This window comes from Corynebacterium sp. HMSC06C06 (genome assembly GCF_001807295.1).
Lineage (GTDB): Bacteria > Actinomycetota > Actinomycetes > Mycobacteriales > Mycobacteriaceae > Corynebacterium > Corynebacterium striatum.
Window position 1 is genome coordinate 82,416 of record NZ_KV788458.1, and the last position, 24,561, is coordinate 106,976.

General features: G+C 58.9%; 21 protein-coding genes. 10 read left to right on the forward strand and 11 right to left on the reverse strand.

Features of this window, described 5'->3' with window-relative positions:
* Positions 1–199 precede the first annotated feature (199 nt).
* Positions 200–655 (reverse strand): SdpI family protein, encoded by a 456-nt coding sequence (locus tag HMPREF3153_RS00775; protein WP_005530735.1) that lies wholly within the window; start codon positions 653–655, stop codon positions 200–202.
* 167 nt (positions 656–822) lie between these two features.
* Between HMPREF3153_RS00775 and HMPREF3153_RS00780 the strand changes: the two genes are divergently transcribed.
* Positions 823–2,049: a dicarboxylate/amino acid:cation symporter gene (locus HMPREF3153_RS00780; RefSeq protein ID WP_046646430.1), complete on the forward strand. Its 1,227-nt coding sequence runs from the start codon at positions 823–825 to the stop codon at positions 2,047–2,049.
* Between the two features lie 139 nt (positions 2,050–2,188).
* Here the strand turns inward: HMPREF3153_RS00780 and trpA are convergent, their stop codons facing one another.
* Genes trpA through HMPREF3153_RS00810 form a run of 6 tightly spaced genes read right to left on the reverse strand, consistent with a single transcriptional unit; the run spans position 2,189 to position 8,835 of the window.
* The gene (gene trpA, locus HMPREF3153_RS00785; RefSeq protein ID WP_070419755.1) at positions 2,189–3,013 is read right to left on the reverse strand and encodes a tryptophan synthase subunit alpha; all 825 of its coding nucleotides are present in this window, start codon (positions 3,011–3,013) and stop codon (positions 2,189–2,191) included.
* Entirely contained in the window at positions 3,013–4,227 is a 1,215-nt protein-coding gene (gene trpB / locus HMPREF3153_RS00790; RefSeq protein ID WP_070419756.1) for a tryptophan synthase subunit beta, read from the reverse strand. Before trpB ends, trpA begins: the two co-directional genes overlap by 1 nt.
* A gap of 30 nt (positions 4,228–4,257) precedes the next feature.
* On the reverse strand, positions 4,258–5,637 hold the full coding sequence (gene trpCF, locus HMPREF3153_RS00795) for a bifunctional indole-3-glycerol-phosphate synthase TrpC/phosphoribosylanthranilate isomerase TrpF (RefSeq protein ID WP_070419757.1): 1,380 nt from the start codon (positions 5,635–5,637) through the stop codon (positions 4,258–4,260).
* Complete coding sequence (gene trpD / locus HMPREF3153_RS00800; RefSeq protein ID WP_070419758.1) at positions 5,630–6,652, reverse strand: anthranilate phosphoribosyltransferase; 1,023 nt, start codon at positions 6,650–6,652, stop codon at positions 5,630–5,632. The genes trpCF and trpD overlap by 8 nt, the downstream gene beginning before the upstream one ends.
* Complete coding sequence (locus HMPREF3153_RS00805) at positions 6,653–7,303, reverse strand: anthranilate synthase component II (protein WP_070419759.1); 651 nt, start codon at positions 7,301–7,303, stop codon at positions 6,653–6,655.
* The gene (locus HMPREF3153_RS00810; protein WP_070419760.1) at positions 7,300–8,835 is read right to left on the reverse strand and encodes an anthranilate synthase component 1; all 1,536 of its coding nucleotides are present in this window, start codon (positions 8,833–8,835) and stop codon (positions 7,300–7,302) included. Before HMPREF3153_RS00810 ends, HMPREF3153_RS00805 begins: the two co-directional genes overlap by 4 nt.
* A gap of 295 nt (positions 8,836–9,130) precedes the next feature.
* On the opposite strand from HMPREF3153_RS00810, the gene HMPREF3153_RS00815 reads away from it, so the two are divergent.
* On the forward strand, positions 9,131–9,787 hold the full coding sequence (locus tag HMPREF3153_RS00815) for a hypothetical protein (protein ID WP_141740887.1): 657 nt from the start codon (positions 9,131–9,133) through the stop codon (positions 9,785–9,787).
* 69 nt (positions 9,788–9,856) lie between these two features.
* Here HMPREF3153_RS00815 and HMPREF3153_RS00820 read toward each other — a convergent pair whose 3' ends face one another.
* A complete protein-coding gene (locus tag HMPREF3153_RS00820) occupies positions 9,857–11,707 on the reverse strand; it encodes an FAD-dependent monooxygenase (RefSeq protein WP_070419761.1) in 1,851 nt (616 codons plus the stop codon).
* Between the two features lie 296 nt (positions 11,708–12,003).
* A complete protein-coding gene (locus tag HMPREF3153_RS00825; protein ID WP_046646440.1) occupies positions 12,004–13,365 on the reverse strand; it encodes an MFS transporter in 1,362 nt (453 codons plus the stop codon).
* Positions 13,366–13,488: 123 nt separating this feature from the next.
* On the opposite strand from HMPREF3153_RS00825, the gene HMPREF3153_RS00830 reads away from it, so the two are divergent.
* The 7 genes from HMPREF3153_RS00830 to HMPREF3153_RS00860 all read left to right on the forward strand — a co-directional run bounded on the left by HMPREF3153_RS00830 (position 13,489) and on the right by HMPREF3153_RS00860 (position 21,474).
* Positions 13,489–14,958: a fumarylacetoacetate hydrolase family protein gene (locus tag HMPREF3153_RS00830; RefSeq protein ID WP_070419762.1), complete on the forward strand. Its 1,470-nt coding sequence runs from the start codon at positions 13,489–13,491 to the stop codon at positions 14,956–14,958.
* On the forward strand, positions 14,955–15,695 hold the full coding sequence (locus HMPREF3153_RS00835) for a GntR family transcriptional regulator (protein WP_005530765.1): 741 nt from the start codon (positions 14,955–14,957) through the stop codon (positions 15,693–15,695). Before HMPREF3153_RS00830 ends, HMPREF3153_RS00835 begins: the two co-directional genes overlap by 4 nt.
* Before the next feature lie 13 nt (positions 15,696–15,708).
* Positions 15,709–17,223 (forward strand): 5-carboxymethyl-2-hydroxymuconate semialdehyde dehydrogenase, encoded by a 1,515-nt coding sequence (gene hpaE, locus HMPREF3153_RS00840; RefSeq protein WP_046646443.1) that lies wholly within the window; start codon positions 15,709–15,711, stop codon positions 17,221–17,223.
* A 33-nt stretch (positions 17,224–17,256) separates the two neighbouring features.
* Complete coding sequence (gene hpaD, locus HMPREF3153_RS00845) at positions 17,257–18,333, forward strand: 3,4-dihydroxyphenylacetate 2,3-dioxygenase (RefSeq protein WP_049063664.1); 1,077 nt, start codon at positions 17,257–17,259, stop codon at positions 18,331–18,333.
* A gap of 107 nt (positions 18,334–18,440) precedes the next feature.
* Positions 18,441–19,226: a 2-oxo-hept-4-ene-1,7-dioate hydratase gene (gene hpaH / locus HMPREF3153_RS00850; protein ID WP_005530770.1), complete on the forward strand. Its 786-nt coding sequence runs from the start codon at positions 18,441–18,443 to the stop codon at positions 19,224–19,226.
* Positions 19,211–19,990, forward strand: coding sequence for an HpcH/HpaI aldolase family protein (locus HMPREF3153_RS00855; RefSeq protein ID WP_070419763.1), 780 nt, complete (start codon positions 19,211–19,213; stop codon positions 19,988–19,990). The genes hpaH and HMPREF3153_RS00855 overlap by 16 nt, the downstream gene beginning before the upstream one ends.
* 8 nt (positions 19,991–19,998) lie before the next feature.
* Complete coding sequence (locus tag HMPREF3153_RS00860) at positions 19,999–21,474, forward strand: NAD-dependent succinate-semialdehyde dehydrogenase (RefSeq protein ID WP_070419764.1); 1,476 nt, start codon at positions 19,999–20,001, stop codon at positions 21,472–21,474.
* A gap of 33 nt (positions 21,475–21,507) precedes the next feature.
* Here the strand turns inward: HMPREF3153_RS00860 and HMPREF3153_RS00865 are convergent, their stop codons facing one another.
* Together HMPREF3153_RS00865 and HMPREF3153_RS00870 are read right to left on the reverse strand one after the other, a co-directional pair.
* A complete protein-coding gene (locus tag HMPREF3153_RS00865) occupies positions 21,508–22,053 on the reverse strand; it encodes a hypothetical protein (RefSeq protein ID WP_110084928.1) in 546 nt (181 codons plus the stop codon).
* A gap of 39 nt (positions 22,054–22,092) precedes the next feature.
* Entirely contained in the window at positions 22,093–23,025 is a 933-nt protein-coding gene (locus HMPREF3153_RS00870; RefSeq protein WP_070419765.1) for an AraC-like ligand-binding domain-containing protein, read from the reverse strand.
* A 124-nt stretch (positions 23,026–23,149) separates the two neighbouring features.
* Here HMPREF3153_RS00870 and HMPREF3153_RS00875 point away from each other — a divergent pair, with 124 nt between their 5' ends.
* Complete coding sequence (locus HMPREF3153_RS00875) at positions 23,150–24,559, forward strand: aldehyde dehydrogenase family protein (RefSeq protein WP_070419766.1); 1,410 nt, start codon at positions 23,150–23,152, stop codon at positions 24,557–24,559.
* The last annotated feature ends 2 nt before the right edge of the window (positions 24,560–24,561 follow it).

Genomic DNA, 24,561 nt, shown 5'->3' on the forward strand with positions numbered 1-24,561 from the left:
TCAGAATCTGATTAACGGAACTACTAGTTAGATACGCAAGCAGTAGTGAGCCGCCAATACTGTAATCTCCTGGCAAAACAGCTGAATATCGTCACCCTTGACGTAGTTTTTAACCTGTAGCAGACCCTGTCGTTTTAGTCACTGTGTCTTTAAAATTGGGTATAAAGATAGCCCCCGAAATCGAGGGCTGAAACTGTTTTTAGGCGTGGTCTGACTTTTCAGCGGCCTTGCGGAGTGCGCCGAGATCAACCTCGGGTGCCTCCGAACCACAACCACCGTCGCCGCAATTACAGCTATCGCCGCAACCCTCTTCTTCCTTGTGGGCCTCGTCCCACAGGAATGCAGCGCGGGAGCCCATGTTGGAACCGATGGACAGGGCGAGCACCGCGATGACGAAAGTCAACGCCGGGATTGTCCACATCCAACCAGAGGCGGAGATTGCTACGATGCCACCGAAAACAAGGGAGACTCCTGCGAGTGCCCAGAACGGGCCGGCGATCGCGTGTGCATTATCCCAAGCCTCTTTGGATTTGCGGATTTCCACCAGGCGAAGTCCTACAACGCTATTGCCCGGAAGTTTTCGTGCGGTGGCCAGTCCACCGACAACGAGGAGAATAGCGGCAAGGATGAAGAAGATGATTGCAATCGCGAGCATGCCCCTTAGTTTAACCCTGAATTTGTCAGAAGAAAATCGAGGGTAGCCTGCCAAAATAATCCATCAGTTATATGTAATTTATTCACGTACTTTGGTAATATTCTGAGCGTGTCGACCAATAGAAATTTGTGGTCACACTCAGCGCACGACAATGAAAAGAAAACGATATGAACCTCAAGAGTATTACTAACTCTTTGCTCTTCAAGATCATCGTTGCGATCATCCTAGGTATCATTGCCAGCTCTTTCTTCCCGGAGTGGGCCGGCCGTCTTTTTGCCACCTTTAACGGATTGTTCAGTAACTTCCTGGGTTTCTTCATCCCAGTTTTGATCTTCGCTCTCGTCGCTCCCGCTATCGCTGGCCTTGGCCGCGGTGCCGGTAAGTGGCTTGGCATCACAGCCGGAATTGCCTATGGCTCTACTATCATTTCCGGTCTGATTGCATACGGTCTCTCGATTGCCCTCTACCCCACCCTTTTGGCGGGTCAGTCCATCAACACTAATGTCTCCGATATTGAGGAAGGCGCACTCGCTCCCTACTTCACCGTCGAGATGCCGGCGCCATTTGAGGTCATGTCGGCGTTGTTGCTTTCCTTCTGCATTGGCGTAGCCATGACTTCGGTAAAGTCTGACAATCTCTACGCAATAACTAAGGAATTTGAGAACGTTGTAGTCAAGGTGATTTGGGGCTTCGTCATTCCGTTGTTGCCTATCTACATCTTCGGTATGTTCCTGTCGCTGGGTATGAATGGAAACCTGGGCGACGTCTTGGTTGCATTTGCAAAGGTGCTGATCCTTGCCGTCGTTATGACCATCGTTTACCTAGTCTTCCAGTACATCCTTGCTGGCATCATCTCAGGCAAGAATCCGTTTACCGCTTTGAAGAATATGGCTCCTGCGTACTTCACTGCACTGGGTACGTCATCCTCCGCGGCAACCATTCCGGTGACACTTGAGTCCTCATTAAAGAATGGTATTTCTAAGCCAGTTGCGGGCTTTGTCATCCCTCTGTGTGCCACCATCCACCTGTCGGGATCGATGATGAAGCTGACGCTTTATGCCTTCGCCATCGTCACGATGACCGATATGGATGTTTCTTTCGGCAAGGCGATGAGCTTCATTTTCTTGCTGGGCATCATGATGATTGCTGCACCGGGTGTTCCAGGTGGTGCTGTAATGGTGGCAGTTGGCCTACTGCAGGCGAACATGGGCTTCGATGAATCTCTCGTTGCTCTCATGATCGCCGCCTACATTGCAATCGACTCTGTGGGAACCGCTGCTAATGTCACCGGTGATGGCGCTATCGCCATGATTGTGGACCGCTTTGCTCGCGAGAAGATTGACGGGCTTGAGGCTGAGGCTGATGCTGAACCTGCTCGCCAAGAACTGAGCTAGACTCTTTGCTCCCGATGACCCGGTTTTACCGGGTCATTTTTTATGCCCTTTTGCGGTAGTAGAAGAACGATGGAAAAGTGGTCATGCCCCAAGCATGCCGCTGGGATATGACCACTTCTTCCTACCTGGGGAGGATTTTCTACTTCTTGGTAGCCGTCTTCATTGATGCAACGAAGTCGGTGATTTCCTTCTTCAGTGCTTCGACATTGATGTCGGTGCCGGTTTCACGTGAAACATGCTTCTCGATGATCTTCGTAATTGCGGAGCCGGTGATGGCGCCGGAAGCGCCAGCGGCGATTGCGTCAGCGGCGTGCTGCGGCGTGGAGATGCCGAATCCCAGAAGGATTGGCGCGCCGCCGAAGCGCTTCACGTTAGCCACAACCTCGTCGAGGCCGCGGGTTTCGGAGGCCTTTTCGGTACCGGTGACGCCGTCACGGGAGATGGCGTAAATGTAGCCCTTGGAATTCTTGGCAACGCCCGCGAGGGTCTTCTCGCTTGCCTGTGCCGGGGCGATGAAGATTGGGTCGATGTTGGCCTTGGCTGCAGCGGCGATGAATGGGGCGCCCTCACGCACGGGAACGTCGGGAAGCAAAATGCTGTCCGCGCCCGCATCGTGGAACTCCTGGTAGAAGTTCTCGATGCCGCGGGTGAAAGGAACGTTGCCATAGATGAGCATGCCGATGGGCAGGTCAGGGAACTCGGCGCGGATCGTCTTGATCTGTTCAATCGCGGCGTCGACAGTAGCACCGTTCTCCAGAGCGCGGATGTGGGAGGCCTGGATCGTGGGGCCGTCAGCTACCGGATCGGAGAAGGGAACGCCCAACTCGAGGGCGTCGGCGCCGCCGGCCACAGCCGCGCGGACGATCTCCAGGGCAACCTCCGGGGAGGGATCTCCGAGCATGATGAAGGGAACGAATGCGCCCTCGCCGGACAGGGATTCAAAAAGGTTGTCGTAGCGGCTCATTAGTTCTCCTCCTGGAGGCGTAGTTCAGGGTGTTCTTCGAGAGTGTGGCGGACGTGGTCGATGTCCTTGTCACCGCGGCCGGAAAGAGAGACGAGGATGGTGATGTCCTCGTCCTTGCGCTTGAGCGCATAGGCCAGGGCGTGAGAAGACTCGAGGGCGGGGATGATACCCTCCTTCTTGCTCAGCAGCTGGAAGGCCTCGAGAGCCTCGGCGTCGGTGATGCCGACGTAATTGGCGCGGCCGGTCTTCGACAGGTGGGCGTGCTGCGGGCCGACGCCCGGGTAATCCAGGCCTGCGGAGATGGAGTAGGACTCCTCGATTTGGCCATCAGAATTGCGCATGAGGTAGGAACGCGCGCCGTGGAGAATGCCGACCGTGCCGTTGTTGATGGTGGCGCCATGCTTACCGGAATCGAGGCCTTCGCCACCGGGCTCCGCGCCGACAAGCTCGACGCCCTGGTCTTCAATGAAATCAGCGAACATGCCGATGGCGTTAGAGCCGCCGCCCACGCAGGCGACGACGAGGTCCGGCAGCTTGCTAGTCCGCTCGATCATCTGCGCCTTGGCCTCTTCGGAGATGACCTTGTGGAACTCGCGCACGATGGTCGGGAACGGGTGTGGGCCCGCTGCGGTACCGAGGAGGTAGTGAGACTCATGGAAGGTTGCGGTCCAATCGCGCAGTGCTTCGTTCACAGCGTCCTTGAGGGTGCCGGAGCCGGAGTCAACGGGTACAACCTTGGCGCCCATCAGCTCCATTCGGTAAACATTGGGCTGCTGGCGCTCTACGTCCTTCGCGCCCATGTAAATGACACAATCTAGGTCAAGCAGCGCACACGCGAGGGCGGTGGCGGTGCCGTGCTGGCCTGCTCCTGTTTCAGCAATGATGCGCGTCTTGCCCATGCGCTTGGCCAGCAGAGCCTGACCGATAACCTGGTTGGTCTTGTGTGCGCCGCCGTGGACGAGGTCTTCGCGCTTGAGGAAGATGCGTGCCTTACCTCCCAGCTTGGTTGCCTCGGTCAGTGGGGTGGGGCGTCCGAGGTAATCCTTCAGGTAGCCCGCGAGCTCCTTGCGGAATTCAGGATCGTTTTGTGCGTCCACGAATGCCTTTTCGAGCTGATCAAGCGCTGGAATCAGGGATTCCGGAACGAACTGTCCGCCGAATTCACCGAAGTAGGCCGGGAGCAGGGTTTCCCTGGTTTCTTGTGTATCAGTCATGGTGTTTTCTCTCAGGTTGGGAGGTGGGTATTAGTACTGCTTTTTGTAGTTCCGGATGGTGCTGAACGCCCTGGCGATGAGGCCAGAATCCTTACCGCGTGGTGTCTCGAGACCAGAATTCAGATCTAATCCGATCGTACCTACGGCGAGGGCCTGCTCGAGGTTGGTGAGATTCAAACCTCCCGCCAACAGGGCGGGAATCCCAGCGGGGACTGTTGACCAGTCGAAGGTCTCCCCCGTGCCGCCGGAACCGGTGTCGAGGACCAAGAGATCCGCGACGTCGGCAAGCGCTGCAACCAACTCTGGGGCGTGAGGTGCCGTCATATCGATGGCACGCCAGACGTGGTTGGAATGCTTTCTGGCCTCTTCGATGAGAGCACGCTCGGCCTCAACGCTCCCCTGGTATGGCGCGTGGAGCTGGATGGCTTGGATGCCGTCGAGGGCGAGTTCTTCAAAGTTGGAGGTGCGGCGGGAGACGGCAACGTAGAGCAGGTCCGGCTCATGGGCGATGATGTTTTGCGCAGTTTCACGTGAAACATTACGCGGAGAGGCTTCCTCGAAAATGAGCCCGCCGTACACAGCGCCGGCGGCACGTGCTGCTTGAGCAGCGGTCCACGACGTTAGTCCGCAGACCTTATTGTCGCCGTAGACCAAGCGGCGGGCGGCGAGATCGATGTCGGGCTGACTCGTTAGTTGGGAGCCCACAAGGAAAGCCTCGGCGTGTCCGCCGATGCGACGCACCGTCTGGTTGTCGCGGATGCCAGATTCGGAGACTACGATCTTGCCCTCCGGAATGTACTCGGCGAGCTGCTCTGAGCGCGTCAGGTCGATGCTGAGATCGTGTAGATTGCGGTTGTTAATACCGATGATATCTACGCCAAAGGCAACCGCGCGGTCGACCTCTTCCTTGGTGATCGCCTCGGTGAGGACATCCAGGCCAAGCGAATCGGCCAGGGCCTTGAGTTCGGCGTAGGTCTCATCATCGACGATCGACATCATCAAAAGGATCGCATCGGCACCGTAGTAGCGCGCCGCATAGACCTGAATCGGATCGATGATGAAGTCCTTGCACAGAACCGGCAGGTGCGTCGACATTGCGACGGTCTGCAAGTGGTCATAGTCGCCGCCGAACCTGTCCGGCTCGCAGAGCACCGAGATGGCAGAGGCATAACGCGAATAGATGCGCGCAATGTTGCCCGGTTCATAGTGCTCGCGGATAAGACCGAGCGAAGGCGAGGAGGACTTACACTCCATGATGAAGCGGTTGGTGCCCTTGAGGGCGTCGTAAAGCGAACGCTCCGATTTGGGCAGCGCCTGAAGGTCGACGTGTGCGATGCGCTCACGAATGTCGGGGATGTGCGTGCGGCGCTTGGCGACGATCCCTTCCAGCACCGTTGGCAGACTAGCCATAGTTAGCCTCCTCGTGGGTACGCAGCCATTGCGCCACCTGGCCGGAGTCGATGACTTCCTTGGCGTGCGCCACGCCTGCGGCGATGGACTCGACCTTGCCGCAGAGGTAGAACATAGCGCCTGCGGTGGCCACGATGGCGTCGTAATGCGCAGGCTTGCCCTCCCCTGCGAAGACCTTGCGGATGAGCGCGGCGTTCTCGGCGCCATCGCCGCCCTCGAGCTCCGCGAGCTCGTGACGTGCGATACCGAGCTCCTCCGGGGTGATGTCATATTCCTTAATCTCGCCGTCGTTGAGTTCCCACACGTGAGTGGTTCCGTGGACAGCAATCTCGTCGGTGCCCGCGCCATGGACCACGAGCGCGCGGGTGCGGCCGAGCTCCTTGAATACCTCAGCTATGAGCTGGCCCTGCGTCGGATTCGCGATGCCCATAATCTGGAATTCCGGGCGGCCCGGAGAAAGCAGTGGGCCGAGGGTGTTGAAGATGGTGGGAATGCCTAGCGCCTTGCGCACTGGTTGCACGTGGGCCACCGCAGGGTTGTAGGCGGGTGCGAATAGGAAGGTGAAGTTCGAGGCCTCGAATTGCTTCACGGCGCGCTCTGGATTGAGGTCGAGCGGAATGTTCAAGGCTTCGAGTACATCCGCGGAACCCGATTTGGAGGAGACTGAACGGTTGCCGTGCTTGATCATCTTCACGCCGTCGGACGCAGCGACTAGCGACGCCGCCGTGGTGATGTTGATGGTATTCGCGCCGTCGCCGCCCGTTCCGGCGGTGTCCATGAGGCCCTCCCCCGTCACCGGGAAAGGACGGCCAGCGGTGAGAAAGGCATGGGCTGCGCCGGCGACGTCGGCGAAGGTCTCGCCACGGGTGCGGATATGGGTGAGAAGCGCTGCGACGTGGATGTCGTCATATTCGCCGATGGTTAACGGGGTGAAGACCTCGATGGCCTGCTCCACCGTGGGTTCGGCGATATCCAGGTAACCCTGGAGGGTCTTGTGTGCGTTCTTATTTTCCATTTACTTTGTCTCTCCCTTAATTGATTTCAGCGATAAATTCTCGATGCAACGTTCCAACATGATTGGACCCTTCGGGCTCAACACGGACTCCGGGTGGAACTGCACGCCGAATGCCATTCCATCGTTAGTCTCGGCCGCCATCACTACGTCACCGATCTGCGTCTCCGTGGTCGCCAAGGCCCGCATTCCGGCGGGAATCTGCGTGCATCCCAAGGAGTGGTAGCGGGCCACTGGAACCTGCGTGCCCACATAGTTTGGGTTGTCTGGCTCGGAGTCCACGTTAAGGCCGGTGAAGATCGGGTGCTGGGCGCCTTCTTCGGTTAGCGTCATCGCCACCGACTTGCCGTGTACCGGGCCGCAAGGCTCGACGGTTCCGCCGTGGTGATCCAGCAGCGCCTGGAAGCCGAGGCAGATGCCGAAAAGCGGGATCTCGCCGAGCACGTGGTCGATGAGCTCCATCATGCAGCCGGCATCGCGCGGGTGGCCGGGGCCTGGGGACAGGCAGATGATGTCCGGCATTGCGCCCAGAATCTCCTCGACGGAGACGGTGTTGCGGAAGATGGTGGTCTTGTAGCCAGCGAGTGCGTCCACGAGGTTGTAGACAAAGGAGTCGTGGTTATCAATGAGCACCACGTGCGGGGAATGGGTCATCGGACAACCTCCAATTGGGCGTTGTGCGCCAGAGCGATGGCGTGCAGGACTGCGTAGGCCTTGTGCAAGGTTTCATCTGCTTCAGCTTGGGGGACGGAATCACGGACTACGCCGGCACCTGCCTGGACCACGGCTTGGCCGTTCTTCACGTAGGCGGAGCGGATGACGATGCAGTTATCCATAGAGCCGTCGCCCTTGAGGTAACCCACTGCCCCGCCGTAGGAGCCGCGCCGGGTTCCCTCGGTCTCGCGTACGAGTTCCATTGCCCGTAGCTTCGGTGCGCCGGTGAGTGTTCCCATGTTCATGCAGGCGCGGTATGCGTCGAGGGCGTCGTAGTCTTCGTGAAGAGTGGCGGTTACACGCGAAACCAAGTGCATGACGCGCGAGTAACGGTCCACCTGGAGTAGCTCCGCGACCTTGCGGGTCTGCGGTACGGCCACGCGGGCAAGGTCGTTGCGGGCGAGGTCCACAAGCATGGTGTGCTCGGCGACTTCCTTGTTGTTGGTACGCATCTCGAGTTCGTTGCGGATGTCGAGCTCATGGTTGATGCTGCCGTCTGGGTTGAGCCCGCGCGGGCGCGTACCGGCGATGGGATAAAGCTGTACCTCGCGGGTGGAGGCATTAAACTTCAGGTTCGACTCCGGGGAGGCACCGAAGAGTTCGTAGTCCGCACCGCGCACGTAGAACATGTACGGCGAGGGGTTGGTCTCGCGCAGCTGACGGTAGGCGGCGAAAGCGTCCGGGCAATCGAGCGAAAATGCGCGCGCGGGCACCACCTGGTAGATGTCCCCCGCGGTCACGTTATTTTGTAACTGTGACACAATGGCGCGGAACTCGGAGTCGGGCATCGAAGCTTTCGCGATGAGTCGATAGCGGCTTGGAGTGGGCTCCAGTTCTTGTGCCTCGATGGATGCGAGCTCTGCCAAGCTTGACGACGCCGCTTCCTCGCTCAGATCGACCGCATGCAACGCGGCGGTCTCCGTGGCGTGGTCGATGGTCAGTAGCGTCTGCGCGACGACGAACTCATAATCCGGATAATCGTTCGGCCCCTCCCCTACGGAGGGCAGTTTCTCGAAGCTCTCGAGATAGTCATAAGCAAAGCCGCCGCCGACGAATGGAAGTGCTCCATCCGGAGTGGAGTAACCAGCGTCTAATTGAAGGGCTCGGAGAACAGCGGCCGTCGATACATCGCGGAGGCGCTCGCGCTCGTCGCTCTTGGAGGAAAGACTAAATACAAAATCTTCGCCATCAAAGTGCTCGCCGAGCTGATCCTTGAGTCGCGCCATCATTGTCTCGCCGACTTCAGTTAGTGGCGTGGCTGTGACGCGCTGGCCCCGGCAGGTGACTTTCAGCGCGGCCTGGAGAACGGCGATGCAGTTGAGGTTCTTCTTGGACTCGATGTCGGCGGCCTCAAGGAGGAGGCTATCCTTCGACTGCGCGAGCCGGTGGAAAAGCAGCGACGCATCCTGCTCATAAGGTATCGCTTGGGAGGCGGTGTGGAAGACCGTTCCGGCGGTAGGGGTTGGTGGCATTAGTGGTGCCCTTTCGCGGCTAAATGTTGTCTATGGCTTCTTGAGTTTTGAAGCTTTAGATTCGCGCCGCGTGCGCCGTGGTGGCTAGAAAACCACGAAAGGCCCGCATAGCGCGAGCCTAAATCTTCTGGTTTCGAGTGAACTGGCCCGCAGTTACGCGCGCCACCACCAGTTCTGGGATGTGTTGGTCAGAAGTTGCATGAAACACACCATAGCATGAGTGTGTGCTATGTGTGTGGTTTCGCGCACATTTTATGCACAGGCAAAATGAGTGCTCCTATGTATGATTGTGACCATGGACACGCTTGAAGCCAAACTCGCACCACTTCAGGAACAGTACTCGGAACAACTAACCAAGCGCCGTGAGGAAGCGGCGGAGACCTTCAGGCGTTTCATGGAAGTTCACGGCGACGATGAGAAGCTGAAGCAGCACAAGACATGGCAAGCGCCATATGTCGACGCTTTCGCCCGTGAGGTCGCTCCGAAGCTCAGCGTCGATGAGGTTGAACTCGTGCTCGGCCAATCGCTGGTGGAATACCACGGCAGCGATTGGCTCGTGGTTGGCGAGAACGATGGCGAGCCAGTCTTCGGCATCCTCGATCCGGCCCGCCGTAGCGCTGCCCTTCCCCGCACCTACGCCCGCGAAGTCGTGGAAGGTAATTCTCTCAAGTTCTTCGGCCTCCACTGGGTCCAGGTCTGGGACTTTGAGCCGGATGCTCCGGAATATTCTCCGGGCAAGTCCATAGCGGTGATGGAACAAATCATATTGAGTGCCGCTTTCTATCGCGCGCTGGAGCATCAAGAAGAATCTTCCCAAGAGGTTCTAACTCACGTTCTTGAGGAACTCGATGCTTCCGATCTTCGCGATAGGGTTGCGGAGCTAAACCGCCAGCCGCTCGAGGAACGCTTGGAAGAGCTCTTGGCTACGCACTCATATTGTCTTCAAACTTAAGTCCCGCGCTGTGTTTCACGTGAAACACTACGCGGGGCCTTGTTTGTGGCTGTTATTTAGAGCCGTTGCTTACTTGGTTGGCAACAGTGCCTTGTCGAAGTACGCCTCGACAGCCGCGGCGTCGTCAAGCGGCAGAACTGCGCCCACGTACTGGTCCGGGCGGACGATGACGACCGCACCCTCGCGGGAGATACCGCGGGCCTCGAAGATGTCCTCCTCTGGGGAAAGCGCGTTGAAGACGTTCTCCCAGTTTGGGATGTTGAATTTGCCGTTCAAGGGGCGGAACAGACGCGGAGCGTCGAGAATCTCGTAGTCGTGGTGGTTGGTCTGCTGGTAGATGGCCTTGATATCAAAGTAGGTGTTCTCATCGGCGCCTTCCGGGTTGAACTTAGCGATAATCTCTTGCATCTGCTCGGCCCAGGCGGTGAGCTTGGATTCCGCGCCGGCCTTCGGGGCGTCGGCAAAAGCGTAGATGCGGTAGCGTCCGTCGGCGAAGTGCTGGTGGCCGAGGTGAAGCTTGAAGGCATCGCAGCGGCGGAGCACCTCGAAGGACTTGAAACGCTTGCCCACGGGGAAGCCAGTAGCCAGATCCTGGTGCTGGGTGTCACCGACGATGATGTTCTCTTCGTACTGCGTCATCATGCCGGCAGCGAACTCTTCGGCAGCAACGTAGTACTTCTCTACTGCCTCCGGATCATCGAGCTCTTCGGTTGGGGTGGCCATAAGCGTGGACCACTCGCGGTCGAAGTTGATGAGGTTCTGGGCGGCCGGCTGGCGCTCACCGTGGTAGGTGCACAGCAGCTCCTCTGGCGCGCGGCCGTCGAGGACGTGGCCGAGCTTCCAGCCAATGTTAAAGCCGTCCTGCATGGAGACGTTCATGCCCTGGCCAGCCTTGGCGGAGTGGGTGTGGCAAGCGTCGCCGGTGAGGAAGACGCGTGGGGTGTCATTGTTGTCGTCGAAAGCGTCGACCAAGCGGTGTCCCACCTCGTAAACGGAGTGCCACGCCACCATCTTCACGTCGATGAAGTACGGCGAGTAGATTTCGTTGGCCTTCTCAATGGTCTTCTCGATTGGGGTCTCGCGAACCTTGCCCTTGTCGCCCTCTGGAACAACGCCGAGGTCGACGTAGACGCGGCAGAGGTAGCCGCCCTCACGCGGGATGTGAAGAATGGAGCCAGCCTTGGAGTGGATTGCACACTTGGTGCGCCAGTCAGGGAAGTCGGTGTCGACGACCACGTCCATAACGCCCCATGCGTGATTGGCCTGGTCACCCTTCAGGGAGCGGCTGATGGACTTGCGGACGCGGGACTTTGCGCCGTCACAGCCGATGACGTATTTGGCGTGGACAGTACGTGGGTTGCCGTTCTCATCCTCCAAGTGGGCGGCGACGGGGTACTCCCCCTCCCCGACCTCAAGCTCGATGAACTTCCAGCCGTAGTCCGGCTTGATGCGCGCCGGGGCACGGTGTGCGAAGCGGGCGAAGTAGTCGAGGACGCGTGCCTGGTTCACGATGAGGTGCGGAAACTCGGAGATGCCAAACTCATCATCGATTGGGCGTGCACCGCGCTTGATGTGCTCGTGGTTTTCGGGATCCGGATTCCAGAAGGACATCTCGGTGATTTCGTAAGCCTCTTCGGTGATTTCCTTAGCAAAGCCGAATGCCTGGAAGGTCTCCACGGAGCGGGACTGGATGCCGTCTGCCTGGCCCAAGATGAGGCGGTGTGGACCACGTTCGATAATGCGGGTGTTGACGTTGGGGAACATCGCCAACTGTGCAGCTGCGATCATGCCTGCCGGGCCGGAGCCGACGATGAGGACGTCCATGGTGTCTGGGAGCTCAGATGGGCGATCTACGCCGTATCCTGCTGGCTCAAGGACGCGTGGGTCTTGGGAAACATAACCGTTGTGGTGGAACTGCACTGTGGTCTCCTTACTAACCGAGATGAGGAGGGGGTGGGAGGAACCCCCGCGGTGTGTGAGGTTCTGGTGGGACTGATGGTGACCCACTTCAATGAGTCATATATCTGTGATCCAAGTCCTATGTGCCGAATCATATATGATGGCGCGATATTGCACAATCACTTTTAAGAGTTTTCTGGGTTTGTGCTCGTGCGCTTTGAGAGGTGCAAAAATGCCGCCAGTTTCTCGCACCTTGCCGGGTAGGAGAAACTGGCGGCTAAGTCTGTGTGCGGCTGCGAGGTGGCTACCGGTTGCGGCTACTTGGTGAAGATGAAGTGGCCACGGGCTTGCTGCGCCTCGTGTTCTGGGCCGAGTGGAATACCCTTGCGTTCGCGCAGGATAAACGTGCATACCAGGCCAACGATGGAGGCGGTAACGAGGTATCCGGACACTGCGAAGGTCGTGCCGGTGGCTTCCACCAGGGAGGCGGCAATCATCGGGGCGAAGGCGCCACCCAGAACCGAGCCAATAGCGTAGGTGATGGAAACGCCGGTTGCGCGGATGGAAGCTGGGAAGAGCTCGGCGTACATAGCGGACTGTGCACCGTAGGTAAGACCAAGGCCCAAGGATAGGGAAATGAGGGCGACGTACAGCATCTTCAGATCGCCGGTGTTGACCAGCGGGAAGAGGGCGGCGGCACCAATGGCCTGCAGGACGAAGCCGATGAGGTAGGTGTTGCGCCGGCCAATCAAGTCGGAGATATAGCCGGCAAACAGGGTGAAGATTGCCCAAGTGAATGCGGAAAGTGTAACGGCGTTGAGGACGTCACCGCGTGCCAGTGCCACTGGGCCTTCAGGGTCAGAGGCGTACTTCTGGATGTAGCCACCGGTGGTCATGTAACCCACGGTTCCGTTGCCAGCGAAGATAAGCGCTGCGGTAAGAACCAGCGGGAAGAATTTCTTGAACAGCACTGTGAATGGGTGTGCAGACTCTTCTTCCTGGCGCTCCGCGATCTCCTCGAAGACTGGGGACTCCTCGACGCCCATGCGAATGAGGTAGCCAACGATGACCAGAACGAAGGAGAGCAGGAACGGTACGCGCCAACCCCACTGCATGAAGGCGTCGCCAGGCGCAATGCTATTCATGATGGACAGCACGCCGGAGGAAAGCAGCAGACCTGCGGGGACGCCGACCTGTGGGCCGGCGCCGTAGAGGCCGCGCTTGTTAACTGGGGCGTGCTCTACAGCCATCAGCACGGCGGAACCCCACTCGCCACCAGCGGAAATACCCTGGATGATGCGCAGGAAGATAAGCAGGATTGGGGCCCAAACACCCGCTGAGTCGTAGGTGGGCAGCACGCCGATGAGTGTGGTGGCGCCACCCATTGCAAAGAGGGTAGCCATGAGGACAACGCGGCGGCCGAGGCGGTCAGCGAAGTGTCCAGCCAGAAATGCGCCGACCGGGCGGAACAGGAATGACAAGCCAACGGTCAGGAAGGAGATGATGGTGGCGAGACCACCCTCCAGCGGGCCGAACATGAGCTTGTTAAATACGAGGCCGGCAACTGCGGCGTAGAGGAAGTAGTCGTACCACTCGATGGCGGTACCGATGGTGGTCGCAGCGACAACACGGCGACGTTCGCTCGTCGTGATTGTCGGGGCGGCGGTTGCGTGCGACATGTTTTTCCTTTCAATATGTGGCTTGCCATATACGTTCCAAGCTTTGTGAATTAAACCACTTGCGGTGATTGTAGGGATAATATACGATTTGGGCAAGCATTTGAGAGAAAAGAAGGATTTTTCATGGCTGTACCTCAATTTCTTCCTGAGAAACCGGGCAAGATGATTGCTGTGCATGTGGCTTTTGAGTCTCGTGCCGCACAACGAGGCCGCTGGCCCAAGACCCCGAGCTACTTTCTCAAGGCGACGAGCACGCTTGCCGAATCCGGCGGCGTCGTCGAGCGCCCCGCGGGCACTGAGCTGCTTGCTTTCGAGGGCGAGATTGCGCTCATCATCGGAAAGGCGGCCCGCAACGTCTCCCTCGCGGAGGCTTGGGATTACGTTGCATATGTGACTGCCTCCAATGACCTGGGCATCTACGACTACCGCGCGCAGGACAAGGGCTCCAACACTCGCTCCAAGTCCCGCGATGGTTACACCCCGATTGGGCCGAAGCTTATCGACGCCCAGATGATCGACCCCAAGGGCCTGCGTCTGCGCACTTGGGTCAATGGTGAAGTCGTGCAGGAAGGAACCTCCTCTGATGAGGACCTCATCTTCCCACTTGCCCAGTTTGTGGCAGATCTTTCCCAGCACATGACTCTGGAGCCTGGAGATATCATTTTGACTGGTACGCCGGCCGGCTCCACCGTCATCGAGCCAGGCGACGTTGTCGAGGTCGAGGTTGACGTGCCGGGCGGTGTCACCTCTGGACGCTTGAAGAGCACCGTCGTGGAAATCCCGGCTAACTTCGACCCGGCCCTGGGCAACCTGCCGAAGGTCGATGACAAGCAGCGCGAGGACGCATACGGTGACCGCGAGTCTGCAGGCCTGCCACCACTTCCCTCCTCTGAGCTCTCCGCAGAGCTGAAGAAGAAACTCGAAGAAGCGCCGACCGCCGGTCTTTCCGCACAGCTGCGAGGCCGTGGCATCAATCAGTGCGTCATCGAAGGCGTTTACCCACAGACTAAGGGCACCAAGATGGTTGGCGTGGCTCGCACCCTGCGCTTCGTAGCTGGACGCGAGGACCTCTTTAAGTCCCACGGCGGTGGCCTAAATGAGCAGAAGAAGGTCTTCGACACCGTCAAGGAAGGCGAAGTCATCGTCATCGAAGCTCGCCAGGAGCCGGGTTCCGGCACCTTGGGGGACATCCTCGCGCTTCGTGCTAAGACCCGCGGCGCAGCCGGTGTGGTGACCGACGGCGGCGTTCGAGACTATGAAGCGGTTCGCGAAATCGGGCTCCCCGTCTTCACTCAGGGTGCGCATCCTTGCGTACTCGGCCGTAAGCACGTTCCGTGGGATAGCGACATCGCTGTCTCTTGCGGAAACGCCACCGTGGTTCCGGGCGACATCATCGTTGGTGATGACGACGGTGTCATCGTCATTCCGCGTGACCTAGCCGAGGAGGTAGCAGACGCTGCCTTGGCCAAGGAGCACGAGGACGAGTGGGTTGCTGAGCAGGTAAAGGCAGGCGCCAGCCTCGACGGAATGTTCCCGCCAACGGGGGCCAATAAAGAGGCTTATCTTGAGTTCAAGAATGGTGGTGGTCAGTGACTTCAGCAAAGGATCAGACCCAGAAATCTGAACAATCCGCGCCTGAGAGTAAGTCTCAGCAAGCCTATAACTGGATAAGCCGCCAGATTCGCACTCGTGAGTATGAGCCAGGGCATCGGTTGGTGCTCTCAACAATTGCAGAAGAACTCAACGTCAGCGTCGTTCCAGTGCGCGAAGCCATCCGGCAACTCGAAGCCGAGGGCCTAGTCACCTACGAACGCAATGTTGGCGCCAGGGTTACCACGCACAACCGCGAGGCCTATTACGAGTCGATGGATATCGTGGCCACTCTGGAGGCACGGGCCACCGCCCAATCGGCAGCGTTTCTCACCGCTGAGGATTTTGCTAAGGCGCGAGCAATCAATCAGAAGATGCGTGAACTCGATGTGCATCACGACCCAGACGAGTTCACGAAGCTCAACAAAGAATTTCATAGTGTGCTTTTCGCCAAGTGCCCCAACGAAAGGCTCGTGAACTTGGTTTATGAGCAATGGGACCAACTTGAATACCACCGAGTCTCCACCTTCCGCTACGTACCGGAGCGGGCCCTGGAATCGGTGGCAGAACACGAAAAGCTGCTCGCTCTCATCGAGATCGGCGCGGAAGAAGCTTATGTGGAAAAGGTTGCGCGCGAACATCGCTTGCAGACTTCCCGCCGATACCGCGAGAAAAATAGCCAGGCAGAAAGCCCGGCAGACAGCAATGCAAAAGCAGAAATTACAGACACCGCAGTTTAAGGAGAATGCCGCAATGAGCATCAATAATGACGCCGCCAAGCCAGCCGACCTTCCAGAGAAGATCCTCCACTACATCGATGGTGAGTTCGTTGCCTCTATTGATGGCGACGAGTTCGACGTACTCGATCCGGTAACCAACCAGAACTACATCAAGGCTGCTTCCGGTAAGCCAGCTGACATCGACAAGGCGGTTGCTGCCGCCAAGGCTGCCTTTGAGCGCGGCGAGTGGTCCAAGGCCCTGCCACGTGAGCGCGCACGCGTGCTCAACAAGATCGCTGACATCGTTGAGACCCGCGCTGACAAGCTCGCTGCATGGGAGTCCTTCGACTCCGGTCTGCCGATTACCCAGGCTAACGGCCAGGCAAAGCGCGCTGCTGAGAACTTCCGCTTCTTCGCTGACCTCATCGTTGCGCAGGCTGACGACGCCTACAAGGTTCCAGGCCGCCAAATCAACTACGTCAACCGCAAGCCAATCGGCGTCGCTGGTCTTATCACCCCGTGGAACACTCCGTTCATGCTCGAGTCTTGGAAGCTTGCTCCGGCAATTGCAACCGGCAACTCCGTTGTCCTGAAGCCGGCTGAGTTCACCCCGCTGTCTGCGCAGCTGTGGGCTGGAATCTTCGAGGAAGCTGGCCTGCCGAAGGGCGTCTTTAACTTGGTCAACGGCTTCGGCGAGGAAGGCTACGCGGGCGACCCACTGGTCAAGCACCCAGACGTCCCGCTCATCTCCTTTACCGGCGAGTCCCGCACCGGCCAGATCATCTTCGGCAACGCTGCACCGCACCTGAAGGGGCTGTCGATGGAGCTCGGCGGCAAGTCCCCAGCCATCGTCTTTGCTGACGCTGACCTGGACACCGCTATCGACGCCTGCATCTTCGGCGTGTTCTCCCTGAACGGCGAGCGTTGCACCGCCGGCTCCCGCATCCTGGTTCAGCGCGACATTTACGATGAGTTCGTTGAGCGCTACACCGCCGTCGCCAAGCGTGTGAAGGTGGGCCTGCCTTCTGACCCGAAGACCGAGGTTGGCGCCCTGGTTCACCCAGAGCACTACGAGAAGGTCACCTCCTACATCGAGATCGGCAAGCAGGAAGCAAAGCTGGCAGCCGGCGGCGAGCGCCCAGAGGGCTTCGAAGAGGGCAACTTCGTGCAGCCGACCGTCTTCGTGGACGTCGATCCTTCCGCCCGCATCTTCCAGGAAGAAATCTTCGGCCCAGTCGTTGCCATCACCCCGTTCGACACCGACGAGGAAGCACTCGAGCTGGCCAACAACACCAAGTACGGCCTGGCTGCTTACGTGTGGACCTCCGACCTCAAGCGTGCGCATAACTTCGCACAGAACGTTGAGGCTGGCATGGTTTGGCTGAACTCCAACAACGTGCGCGACCTTCGTACCCCATTCGGTGGCGTTAAGGCCTCCGGCCTGGGCCACGAGGGCGGCTACCGTTCCATCGACTTCTACACCGACCAGCAGGCAGTCCACATCAACCTCGACAAAGTCCACAACCCGGTCTTCGGCAAGCAGGACTAATCCGTCTCTCTCATTTCTTTAAAGGAGCACATCATGACCACCGTTCAGGCGCCAGACATTCTGCGCTGCGCTTACATGGAGATCGTCGTCACCGACCTCGAGGCTTCCCGCAAGTTCTACGTGGATACCTTAGGCCTCGTCGTGACCGAGGAAGATGACAACGCAATCTACCTGCGAACCTACGAGGAGTTCATCCACCACAACCTCGTCTTGCGCAAGGGCCCGGTCGCTGCAGTAGCTGCTTTCTCCTACCGTGTCCGCACCCCAGAGGATCTTGACCGTGCCGAGGAGTTTTACAAGGCTCGCGGCTGCGAGGTTCGTCGCAACAAGGACGGCTTTGTCAAGGGTATCGGCGACTCTGTGCGTGTGCAGGATCCGCTGGGCTTCCCATACGAGTTCTTCTACGAGGTAGAGCACCGTGAGCGTTTGGCGTGGAGCTATGACGCTCATATCCCGGGCGCGTTGGTTCGCTTGGATCACTTCAACCAGATCACCCCGGATGTTCCGAAGGCCGTGGATTACATGGAGGATCTTGGCTTCCGCGTCACTGAGGATATCCGTGATGAAGAGGGCACCGTTTATGCCGCATGGATGCGCCGTAAGCCGACCGTCCACGACACCGCAATGACCGGTGGCGACGGCCCGCGCATGCACCACATCGCGTTCGCGACCCACGAGAAGCACAACATCATCGCCATCTGCGACAAGCTTGGCGCTCTCCGTGAGTCTGACGCTATCGAGCGCGGCCCAGGCCGTCACGGTGTTTCCAATGCCTACTACCTCTACTTGCGCGACCCGGATGGTCACCGCGTGGAGATCTACACCCAGGACTACTACACCGGCGACCCAGACAACCCGGTTGTCACCTGGGACGTCCACGACAATCAGCGTCGCGACTGGTGGGGTACCCCGGTTGTGCCTTCTTGGTACCGCGACGGCTCCACCGTCCTCGATCTCGATGGCAATCCGGTTCCACTGGTCGAGCGCACCGATGAGTCCGAGATGGCGCAGACCATCGGCGCGGATGGCTTCTCCTACACCCGCAAGGAAGATTCCGAGGAGATGCCGGAGTGGAAGCAGGGCGAGTTCAAGCTCGGCAACCAGCTCTAAAGCTCTCATGGATGCTGGACTGTGATTTCAAGGTTGATTAAAACCCAGAAATGCGGTCCAGCTTTTCTGCATGTTTCACGTGAAACAACGAACTAAGGAATTCGACAATGTTAGATAGCAAGCAACATATAGCCATCGCGGATGAGCTGGCGCAGGCCGAGCGCGACCGCACGATGATTCCTCTGCTGAGCACTCGTTTCCCGGACATGGGTGTGGAGGATTCTTATGCCATCCAGGGTGAATGGGTAAAGCGCGGCATCGCCGGTGGGCGGCGCCTCGTTGGCCGCAAGATTGGCCTGACTTCCAAGGTAATGCAGGAGGCGACCGGCATTACTGAACCGGACTACGGGGCAATTTTCGCGGACCAAGTTTATGAGAACGGTTCCGTTATCGAGCATGCGCAGTTCTCGAACGTGCGCATCGAGGTGGAGCTCGCCTTCGTTCTCAAGGAGGACCTGGCGGGGCCTAACTGCAGCATCTTTGACGTGCTTCGCGCGACCGATTACGTGGTGCCAGCCTTGGAGATCCTCTCCTCCCGCATTGAGATGAAGGGCCGCACCATCGTGGACACCATCTCCGACAACGCGGCGCTCGGTGCGATGGTTTATGGCGGCAACCCAGTCCGTCCCGAAGACGTTGACCTTCGTTGGGTCTCCGCCCTCCTCTATCGCAATGAATCCATCGAAGACACCGGCGTCGCCGCGGCGGTGCTCAACCATCCGGCAATGGGCGTCGCCTGGCTGGCGAACAAGCTGCATGCCCACGGCGACACTTTAAAGAAGGGCGACATCATCCTCGCCGGCTCCTTCACCAAGCCGATGTGGGTGGAGCCGGGCGATACCGTCCACGCCGATTATGGAAAGTTGGGAGCAATCACATGCCGATTCCAGTAGAACTTCCGCCAACCTTCACGCGCGCGCTTGACGACGCCCCCTTGATCGGCGCCTGGATCTGCTCCGGCTCCCAGGTGGCGGCGGAGATTGTTGCTTCCGCCGGTTTCGATTGGCTGCTCATTGATGGCGAGCACTCCCCTTATAGCTTGGAGACCATCGCAGAATTGCTTCGGGCCACGGATGCGTATGGGCCAACCCGCATGGTGCGTGTTCCGGTTAATGACACCGCACTTATCAAGCAATACCTAGATGTTGGTGGCCAGAATCTGATGGTGCCGATGGTCGATACTGCAGCCGAGGCCGAGAAGGCTGTAGCGGCAATGTATTACCCACCGCGCGGTGTGCGCGGCGTCGGCAGTGCTTTGGCTCGTTCTTCCCGCTGGAATGGTGTGGAGGGGTATTTGCAGAAGGCCGCTGAGACCGTCAGCCTGACCGTGCAGATTGAGTCCTTCACCGCTGTGGAGAACGCGGCGGAGATCGCGGCCGTCGATGGTGTTGACCAAGTATTTGTTGGCCCTTCGGATCTGGCGGCCTCAATGGGGCTGCTGGGTCAGCAGACCCACCCAGACTTGCTGGACGCAGTGCAGCGTACTTTCGATGCGGTCCGTGCCGCGGGCAAGCCGGTGGGCGTCAACGCTTTCAATCTGGAGCAGGCGCAGCGTTATCTCGACGCAGGTGCGTCGTTTGCGCTGGTAGGAGCTGATGTCCAGCTGCTGTCCGGTGCGGCGCGTACGCTGGCGGATAAATTCTCGAAGAAAGGTTAGCAACTTTTATGACCATCAATGTTGAGCAACTGTTGGCCAAGGTTCCGACCGGCCTGCTGATTAACGGACAGTGGCGCGATGCTGCGTCAGGCGAGACCTTCGACGTGGAGAATCCCGCCACGGGTGAGGTACTAGCCACATTGGCTTCGGCTAACTCGGAGGATGCCGTGGCCGCGCTGGATGCCGCCTGTGCCGTCCAGGACGAGTGGGCGCGTACAACCCCGCGCGAGCGTTCTAACATTCTGCGTCGTGCCTTCGAGCTTGTTACCGAGCGTAAAGATGAATTCGCTGCGTTGATGACCTTGGAAATGGGCAAGCCTCTGGCTGAGGCCTACGGTGAGGTCACTTACGGTGCGGAGTATCTGCGCTGGTTCTCTGAGGAAGCCGTGCGTGACTATGGCCGCAGCTTGCCTGCACCGGAGGGCACCCTTCAGATGGTGACCCGCCGTAAGCCGGTGGGCCCGTGCCTGCTTATCACCCCGTGGAACTTCCCACTCGCCATGGCTACCCGCAAGGTTGCGCCGGTGGTTGCTGCGGGCTGCACCATGGTGCTCAAGCCAGCGAAGCTGACTCCACTGACTGCTCAGTACTTCGCGCAGACCATGATTGACGCGGGTCTTCCGGAGGGCGTTCTGAACGTCGTGGCGGGCAAGTCCGCTTCCGCCATTTCTGAGCCGGTCATGGCTGACTCGCGCCTCCGCAAGGTGTCTTTCACTGGCTCTACTCCGGTGGGTAAGACTTTGTTGAAGGCTGCTGCGGACAACGTTCTGCGCACCTCCATGGAGCTCGGCGGCAACGCGCCGTTCATCGTCTTCGAGGACGCAGACTTGGATCAAGCTGTAGAGGGTGCGATGGGCGCGAAGATGCGCAACATTGGTGAGGCCTGCACCGCAGCTAATCGCTTTATCGTGCACGAGTCCGTGGCCGAAGAGTTCGCACAGAAGTTTGCAGCCAAGATCTCTGAGCTCAAGGTGGGCAACGGTATGGATGAGGGCGTTACCTGTGGGCCGCTCATTGAGAAGAAGGCTCAGGACAACGTCGCCGCGCTCGTTGAAGACGCCGTTGCCAAGGGTGCCAAAGTCCTCGTCGGCGGCAGCCGTGGTGAGGGTGCTGGCTACTTCTACGAGCCGACCGTCCTGACCAATGTTTCACGTGAATCACGCGTGGCGCAGGAGGAGATCTTCGGACCGGTTGCGCCGATCCTTACCTTCAGCGATGAAGCAGAGGCCATCGAGCTGGCCAACGACACCGAGTATGGCCTTGCCTCCTATGTGTTCACGGAAAACTCCGACCGTATGTGGCGCGTGGGCGATGGCCTAGAGTTTGGTCTCATGGGCTTTAACGCCGGTGTCATCTCTAACGCCGCTGCCCCATTCGGTGGCGTCAAGCAGTCCGGCATGGGCCGCGAAGGCGGCGCCGAGGGCATCGAGGAGTACACCTCGCTGCAGTACATCGGTGTGCGCAATCCTTATGCAGGCGCGTAACTGGGCGTTTGATCCAGGGGCTTGCGCCGCAGCCTAATTGAAGACCACCGTCTCGTAGGAACAGCCAGTGCCGCCACCGGTGGACATGATGGTTGCAAGAACTTCAACCTCTCCATCGCCGTCAATGTCGCCCTGGAAGGCGCGGAAGTTATCCACGGTGGTCTCGGGTAGTGGCGCGAGGCCCTCGTTAAAGCCCACCAGCTTAGCGCTGGGGCCGCCTGGGCCGATTGAGCTGTCCACAAACTTTCCTTCGCTCAGCAAGCCCGCCTTGGTGAAACCAAGTTTTGGAACGGCGCCGCCATTCCAAATCTTTGCGCGAACATCAGCCGGCACCTCCGGCGATACGAGCGCTACTGAAGAAGTAGTTTCCTCTGGACTCGAAGATTCCTCGCGTGTTGTCGTTTCCGGCGAGGGGCTGGCCGCATCAGCTTGAGTAGCGGTTTGGACGCTGGACTGCTGTGCCGTGGAGGAAGGTGCCTTGAACACAGGCTTCGTGCTCGAAGAAGAATCATCGCCGCAGCCATCAAGCAGGGTTGCGCAGGTGAGAACGCTGATGAGGGAACGAGAAGAGAAAGACATAAGGAAAGCACAAATGGCCACAGCCGGCGTGGAATGCACTCAGGCTCGCGGTTTTGGAGCTAGTGCTTGGCTGCGAAAGGAACTCGGAGAAAGTCCGAATTCAGCTTTGAATACCCGTGATAAGTGCGAAGGATCGTGCAGGCCGTAGCGCGCGGCAATGGTGCCAATGGATTCCTTGGCATTTAAAGGGTTTGTTAGCTCCTCCCGTACTTTCTCTAGTCGGCGGCTGCGGATATAGGAGCCTACTGAAAGGCCTTGGGCGGCGAAGCGGGAATGGAGATGGCGCACAGATACGAAAAGCGCCGTTGCGATGGCGCTTGGGGAAAGATCTGCATCACCTAAATGCTGCTCGATATATGAGGTGGCCTGGTTGAATAACAAATTCTTCGAGTCAGAGGCGGTGTCGATTTCAGAAGAGAACACTGTGACCAACATGTTCAAGGCGGAGCGAACAAGAGCCGGGGCGTGCGGGCCTTCCAAAACGTCGAGGTTATTGGCCAGCTGCTCGAAAAGCGGCACTGCCACCTTGCCCAACCCATGATCACGGGAAACTGGGCTCGCAGTTAGCTGCTGAATCTGCGCCGGTGTGAGGCTAAGTAGGCTCTGTGGAAAGTGAACGATAAGAGTGTGCTGCTCGACGGGATATTCAAGAACATAAGGCCGTTGAGTGACATACAGTGCTAAGTCACCGGGATGAAGCTCGAAGGTTCGGCCATCTTGCGCCATGGTGGAGCGGCCGGAAAGCTGGAGGCTGAGCTTGCAAAAGGGGGCGTCGCCAAGCGCTGCGTTTTCCCTTTTTACCGAATGGGGCGCGGTGTGCATGTCAAAGAGAGAGACCTCCCCCACTCTGGTGCTGGTGAGCTGGGCCCAAAAGGTGCTCGCCTCGGGTGCGTGAACCTCAAGCTTGCCGAAGGTTTCCGAAGACGCCGCGCGCCAGGCCGCGAGGTCATAGTGCGAGGAAGAGTTGGGCATATAAATACTATACAGTGACCTCAAGCACACTTTTGAACAAGCTTTGTGCGCTGAGAGTCAACTGTAATTATGTGTTGTGGGTAACAATGGGTGAAACTTTGCACACCTCGACTAAGGAGAATAAATGTCGCAGTTCGCCACCTATGAAGATCTTCTCGCAGCCATCACCGTTGATGAGGGCCGCGAAATTATCAACCCGGCCACCGAAGAGGTTGTGGGTGTCGCACCTGAAGGCAGTGTTGAGGAGCTCAATGCGGCGGTTGAGCGTGCGGTTCAGGCGCAGAAGTCCTTTGCAAAGCTCAGCGATGCTGAGCGTTGTGACCTCCTGCTGAAGGCTGCGGACGCCATTGAGGCTGCCGCGGAGCCGCTGGTGGAGCTGCTCTCCCGCGAGCAGGGCAAGCCGCTGAAAGGCCCGAATGCTCGCTTCGAGGTTGGTGCGTGCTCCGCGTGGCTGCGCGCGACGGCGTCCTTCGAGTCCCCTGATTACACCGCTGTCGATGATGACATCACCGCGACCGTGCACTACCGTCCGCTCGGCGTCGTCGGTGCGATTGGCCCGTGGAACTGGCCGATGATGATCACCATTTGGCAGATTGCCCCGGCCCTACGCATGGGTAATGCCGTGGTGGTTAAGCCTTCCGAGTACACCCCGCTGTCCGTCCTGGCGCTCATCAAGGTCTTTAATTCCGTGCTTCCGGAAGGCGTCCTGCAGGTTGTCACCGGCGACGGCGCGGTAGGCGCAGCGCTGACCACACACGCGGACATCGACAAGATCATGTTCACCGGCTCCACTGCGACCGGCAAGAAGATCGTCGAGTCCTCTGCCGCGAACCTGCAGCGCCTCACCCTCGAGCTCGGTGGTAACGATGCGGGCATCGTGCTTGACGACGCCGACCCAGCCGCCATCGCCGGCGACCTTTTCTGGGGCGCGTTCATCAACACTGGACAAACCTGCGCGGCAATGAAGCGCCTGTACGTGCCGGAATCGCTTTACGACGCCGTCTGCGAAGCCCTCGTCGAGGTAGCCAAGGCCTCGCCGATGGGTGTGGGCTTGGAAGAAGAAAACGTGCTCGGCCCGCTGCAGAACAAGCAGCAGTTCGACATCGTGGACAAGCTCGTCAACGCCGCTAAGGACTCCGGCGCCCGCGTGCTGCTGGGCGGTGACCCGGACTATGACGCGCCGGGCTACTTCTACCCCACCACCCTGGTGGCGGACATCGACCCGGATAACGCGCTGGTCGTCGAGGAGCAGTTCGGCCCGGCACTGCCGATTGTGAAGTACACAGACCTGGATTGGGCCATCGAGCAGGCCAACAAGCTTGACGTGGGCTTGGGCTCTTCCGTGTGGTCCTCCAACCGTGAGCGCGCTCTGGAAGTTGCCGCGCAGCTGGAGGCTGGCACCACGTGGATCAACAGCCACGGTGCCGTAGATCCGCGCGTGCCGTTCGGCGGCATCAAGTCCTCCGGCTACGGCGTGGAGTTTGGCACCGAGGGCCTCAAGGGCCTGGCCTACCCGCAGATTATCAACGGCTAAAA

What these genes read in the sequence shown, in the direction of transcription:
- HMPREF3153_RS00810 (WP_070419760.1), bottom strand. Translation starts at nt 8,835, where the DNA reads ATGCCACCAACCCCTACCGCCGGAACGGTCTTCCACACCGCCTCCCAA.
- hpaE (WP_046646443.1), top strand. Translation starts at nt 15,709, where the DNA reads ATGAGCATCAATAATGACGCCGCCAAGCCAGCCGACCTTCCAGAGAAG.
- hpaH (WP_005530770.1), top strand. Translation starts at nt 18,441, where the DNA reads ATGTTAGATAGCAAGCAACATATAGCCATCGCGGATGAGCTGGCGCAG.
- HMPREF3153_RS00815 (WP_141740887.1), top strand. Translation starts at nt 9,131, where the DNA reads ATGGACACGCTTGAAGCCAAACTCGCACCACTTCAGGAACAGTACTCG.
- hpaD (WP_049063664.1), top strand. Translation starts at nt 17,257, where the DNA reads ATGACCACCGTTCAGGCGCCAGACATTCTGCGCTGCGCTTACATGGAG.
- HMPREF3153_RS00830 (WP_070419762.1), top strand. Translation starts at nt 13,489, where the DNA reads ATGGCTGTACCTCAATTTCTTCCTGAGAAACCGGGCAAGATGATTGCT.
- HMPREF3153_RS00860 (WP_070419764.1), top strand. Translation starts at nt 19,999, where the DNA reads ATGACCATCAATGTTGAGCAACTGTTGGCCAAGGTTCCGACCGGCCTG.
- trpCF (WP_070419757.1), bottom strand. Translation starts at nt 5,637, where the DNA reads ATGGCTAGTCTGCCAACGGTGCTGGAAGGGATCGTCGCCAAGCGCCGC.
- trpB (WP_070419756.1), bottom strand. Translation starts at nt 4,227, where the DNA reads ATGACTGATACACAAGAAACCAGGGAAACCCTGCTCCCGGCCTACTTC.
- HMPREF3153_RS00780 (WP_046646430.1), top strand. Translation starts at nt 823, where the DNA reads ATGAACCTCAAGAGTATTACTAACTCTTTGCTCTTCAAGATCATCGTT.
- HMPREF3153_RS00875 (WP_070419766.1), top strand. Translation starts at nt 23,150, where the DNA reads ATGTCGCAGTTCGCCACCTATGAAGATCTTCTCGCAGCCATCACCGTT.
- trpD (WP_070419758.1), bottom strand. Translation starts at nt 6,652, where the DNA reads ATGGAAAATAAGAACGCACACAAGACCCTCCAGGGTTACCTGGATATC.
- HMPREF3153_RS00825 (WP_046646440.1), bottom strand. Translation starts at nt 13,365, where the DNA reads ATGTCGCACGCAACCGCCGCCCCGACAATCACGACGAGCGAACGTCGC.
- trpA (WP_070419755.1), bottom strand. Translation starts at nt 3,013, where the DNA reads ATGAGCCGCTACGACAACCTTTTTGAATCCCTGTCCGGCGAGGGCGCA.
- HMPREF3153_RS00855 (WP_070419763.1), top strand. Translation starts at nt 19,211, where the DNA reads ATGCCGATTCCAGTAGAACTTCCGCCAACCTTCACGCGCGCGCTTGAC.
- HMPREF3153_RS00775 (WP_005530735.1), bottom strand. Translation starts at nt 655, where the DNA reads ATGCTCGCGATTGCAATCATCTTCTTCATCCTTGCCGCTATTCTCCTC.
- HMPREF3153_RS00865 (WP_110084928.1), bottom strand. Translation starts at nt 22,053, where the DNA reads ATGTCTTTCTCTTCTCGTTCCCTCATCAGCGTTCTCACCTGCGCAACC.
- HMPREF3153_RS00805 (WP_070419759.1), bottom strand. Translation starts at nt 7,303, where the DNA reads ATGACCCATTCCCCGCACGTGGTGCTCATTGATAACCACGACTCCTTT.
- HMPREF3153_RS00870 (WP_070419765.1), bottom strand. Translation starts at nt 23,025, where the DNA reads ATGCCCAACTCTTCCTCGCACTATGACCTCGCGGCCTGGCGCGCGGCG.